This window comes from Wandonia sp. (assembly GCF_984588085.1).
Genome location: NZ_CFIGVI010000080.1, coordinates 1 through 3,685, shown reverse-complemented (window position 1 = coordinate 3,685; position 3,685 = coordinate 1). Strand labels below are relative to the sequence as shown.

General features: G+C 41.0%; 2 protein-coding genes. One reads left to right on the top strand and one right to left on the bottom strand.

Translation table 11 applies throughout. From position 1 onward, the window contains the following. The first annotated feature begins 266 nt into the window (after positions 1–266). Positions 267–2,189 carry a YgiQ family radical SAM protein gene (locus tag AC4PL9_RS15005; RefSeq protein ID WP_491605564.1) on the top strand — a complete coding sequence of 641 codons (1,923 nt, stop codon included), beginning with the start codon at positions 267–269 and terminating at the stop codon, positions 2,187–2,189. A 10-nt stretch (positions 2,190–2,199) separates the two neighbouring features. On the opposite strand, the gene tyrS is transcribed toward AC4PL9_RS15005, so the two are convergent. Beyond that, entirely contained in the window at positions 2,200–3,495 is a 1,296-nt protein-coding gene (gene tyrS / locus AC4PL9_RS15000; RefSeq protein ID WP_491605563.1) for a tyrosine--tRNA ligase, read from the bottom strand. Between the last annotated feature and the right edge of the window lie 190 nt (positions 3,496–3,685).

The following is a 3,685-nucleotide window of genomic DNA, read 5'->3' as shown; positions in this document are numbered from 1 at the left end:
GGAAAATTTCATCTGAAAAGAAAAATTTTGGTTATTACACAACCCTATGACAAAAACATCCGTCTATAGGGTACAAATGGTCAAAAAGTTGACGGTTTATTTGGTTTTTATTTTCCTTGCAGATAGCCTGAAAAGAGTTTCTACCTCATGGTATGGAGTCAACAACAAGAATTTATAGAACTCTTTTCAGGCTTCTCTTTTTTCTATTTTCAACTGAAATTCACAACATTTTTTATTATTCCTCAGAATTGAACTAATTTTGTCGTATGAATGAACGACCGATAACAGATTGGCTCCCGTTAACAATGAAGGAAGTGGAGAAGAGAGGATGGGACAGCGTTGATGTTGTTATCGTTTCAGGGGATGCGTATGTGGATCATCCGGCTTTTGGTACGGCAGTGATTGGTCGTATCATTGAGTCCGAAGGATTTCGGGTGGCTGTCGTTGCGCAACCTAACTGGAAAGATGATTTACGTGATTTCAAAAAATTCGGGAAACCAAATTATTTCTTTGGTGTAACGGCAGGGTGTATGGATTCAATGGTGAATCATTATACAGCAAACCGTAGATTGCGTTCAACGGATGCGTATACTCCGGGAGGACAGTCCGGTTTTCGCCCGGATTATGCTACCATAACGTATACGAAGATTCTGAAAGAGCTATATCCGGATGTTCCGGTTCTGATAGGTGGTATTGAAGCCTCTTTACGACGTGTAACGCATTACGATTACTGGAAAGATAAACTAATGCCCGGAATACTCAAAGATTCAGGAGCTGACATATTGGTATATGGTATGGGAGAGCAACCCCTGCGTGATATGTTGAAATTGGTGCGTAAAGGAGTCCCTTTCTCGTCATTAAAAACGATTCCTCAAACAGCCTTTTTGCAATCGGTTGAGGAGGAGCTGCCCAAAAATAAAAACTGGGATACAATTGCGTTGGCTTCTCATGAGGAGTGTCTGGCAGATAAGCTGAAATATGCAGCGAATTTTAAGATTGTTGAAGTTGAGTCCAACAAACTGAACGCTAGACGAATTACACAAGATATAGGGAACGAACGTTTGGTAATTAATCCTCCGTATAAGACGATGACGGAGAAGGAAATGGATCAGTCGTTTGATTTGCCCTATACACGGTTTCCTCACCCTAAGTATAAGAAGAGAGGGGCAATCCCTGCCTACGAAATGATCAAGTTCTCTATTAATATGCATAGAGGATGTTTTGGTGGATGTAGTTTCTGTACCATATCGGCGCACCAGGGGAAATTTATCTCATCCCGAAGCCAGAAATCGATTTTAAAAGAAGTTGAGCAGGTTGTAAATGATCCTACGTTTAAAGGCTATATCTCCGATCTCGGAGGTCCTTCTGCCAACATGTATGGAATGAAAGGGAAAGATGAGTCTATTTGTGAGAGATGCTCCAGTCCTAGTTGTATCCACCCTGTGATTTGTAATAATTTGGATACATCACATTCGTCCATGACGGAATTATATCGCAAGGTAGATGCTCATCCTAAAGTAAAAAAGGCATTTATTGGCTCGGGAATACGCTATGATCTGTTGGTAGATGACTTTAACAAAAATAACGAAGACGGAAACCACGATGAATATATTGAGCAGGTTGTGACACGACATGTATCTGGGAGATTGAAAGTCGCTCCTGAACATACGTCAGATGCAACCTTACGGGTAATGCGAAAACCTTCGTTCAGGTATTTTCACAAGTTCAAAGAGAAGTACGATGAGATTTCGGCTAAGAATGGTCTGAGTCAACAGTTGATCCCTTATTTTATCTCATCTCACCCTGGTTGTGAGGAGCAGGATATGGCAAATCTTGCGGCGGAAACAAAAGATATGGGCTTCCGGTTAGAGCAGGTGCAGGATTTTACCCCGACACCTATGACCGTTGCTACGGTAATCTATTATTCAGGGGTGCATCCGTACACATTAAAACCAGTGTTTACTCCCAAAACGAAAGAAGAGAAACAAAACCAACATCGGTTTTTCTTCTGGTATAAAAAGGAAAATCACGGATGGATCAGAAACAGACTGACACAAGCCAAGCGGCCTGAACTACTGGATAAACTTCTTGGGTCGGAAAGTAACCCGGATGCAACTGTCACACGTTCCAAACCAAAATGGTTAGAAGAACGAAGAAAGAATGAGCGCAGCAAAAAAAGAAAAAGGTAGTAACGAGTGGTTATTCTACGATAAGAATGAAATTCGTTTTCTTTCCCTTTCCGATAAGAGCGTAGCGTCCATTGATCAGATCTTCGTCTGAGAATGTGAAGTCTTCCTGTACTTTCGTTTTGTTTACTGAAATTGCGTTGGCTTTTAGTTCACGTCTTGCTTCTCCATTGGAAGAAAGGAAATTGGTTTTTCCTGCCAATGCATCTATAATTCCAAGTCCACTCGTAAACTCTTTACGGGAAACAACGGCTTGCTGAACACCTTCAAAGATCTCCATGAATTGTTTTTCGGATAGTTTGCGTAAATCGTCGCCGGTAGATTTTCCGAAAAGGATAGAGGAAGCTGTAATAGCATTCTCAAGATCTTCCCGGGAATGAACCATTATCGTAAGTTCTTCGGCAAGTCTTCTTTGGAGGTTTCGTAAGTGTGGAGCTTCTTTATGAGTGATAATTAATGCTTCGATCTCTTCTCTTGATAGAAAAGTAAAAATCTTGATATATTTTTCTGCATCCTCATCGGATGTATTTAACCAATACTGATAGAATTTGTAGGCAGAAGTTTTTTCTGCATCTAACCATACGTTACCACCTTCGGTTTTACCAAACTTTGTCCCGTCAGCTTTTGTAATAAGCGGACAGGTTAAAGCAAACGCTTTTCCTCCGCCGATTCTTCGGATTAGTTCGGTTCCTGTCGTAATATTACCCCATTGATCAGATCCTCCCATCTGAAGGGTGCATTCATGTTGTTTGTACAAATGGAGGAAATCATACCCCTGTACCAACTGGTAGGAAAATTCAGTGAATGACATTCCCTCAGTATCGTCTCCGGCAATACGTTTCTTAACTGAATCTTTTGCCATCATGTAGTTAACAGTAATGTGTTTTCCTACATCTCTGATGAAATCAAGGAAGGAAAATTCTTTCATCCAATCGTAGTTGTTCACAAGAACAGCTGCATTGGCATCTTCTGTTTCGAAATCCAGAAAACGTGAAAGTTGTTCTTTCAGACATTTTTGATTGTGTGCCAGTGTTTCTTCGTTTAGCAGATTCCGCTCCTGCGATTTTCCTGAAGGGTCTCCGATCATTCCGGTTGCTCCACCAATAAGGGCGAAGGGTTTGTGTCCTGCTTTCTGGAAATGACGAAGCATCATGACGCCCACAAGGTGACCAATATGAAGAGAGTCTGCTGTCGGATCTATCCCTACATAAGCCGCGCGCATTTTCTCCATAAGGTGCTCTTCTGCTCCGGGCATAATATCATGGATCATTCCTCTCCAACGTAGTTCTTCAACAAAATTTGTGGGCATAATTCAAAAGTTTTTTTGGCAAAAATAATAAACTTAATTGGTTAATTATTGAAATTCAATCTCGGTTGATGGGATGGAGCTTCCTAAAATGCTGAGTGAAGAATTGGAGGGGAGAATTTCGTTTTTTAGTAGGAGGATGTTCTAAATGAGGTGGGGCTTCGATCTGTCTTTTAGTATTTTCCTACATTTG

What these genes read in the sequence shown, in the direction of transcription:
- AC4PL9_RS15005 (WP_491605564.1), top strand. Translation starts at nt 267, where the DNA reads ATGAATGAACGACCGATAACAGATTGGCTCCCGTTAACAATGAAGGAA.
- tyrS (WP_491605563.1), bottom strand. Translation starts at nt 3,495, where the DNA reads ATGCCCACAAATTTTGTTGAAGAACTACGTTGGAGAGGAATGATCCAT.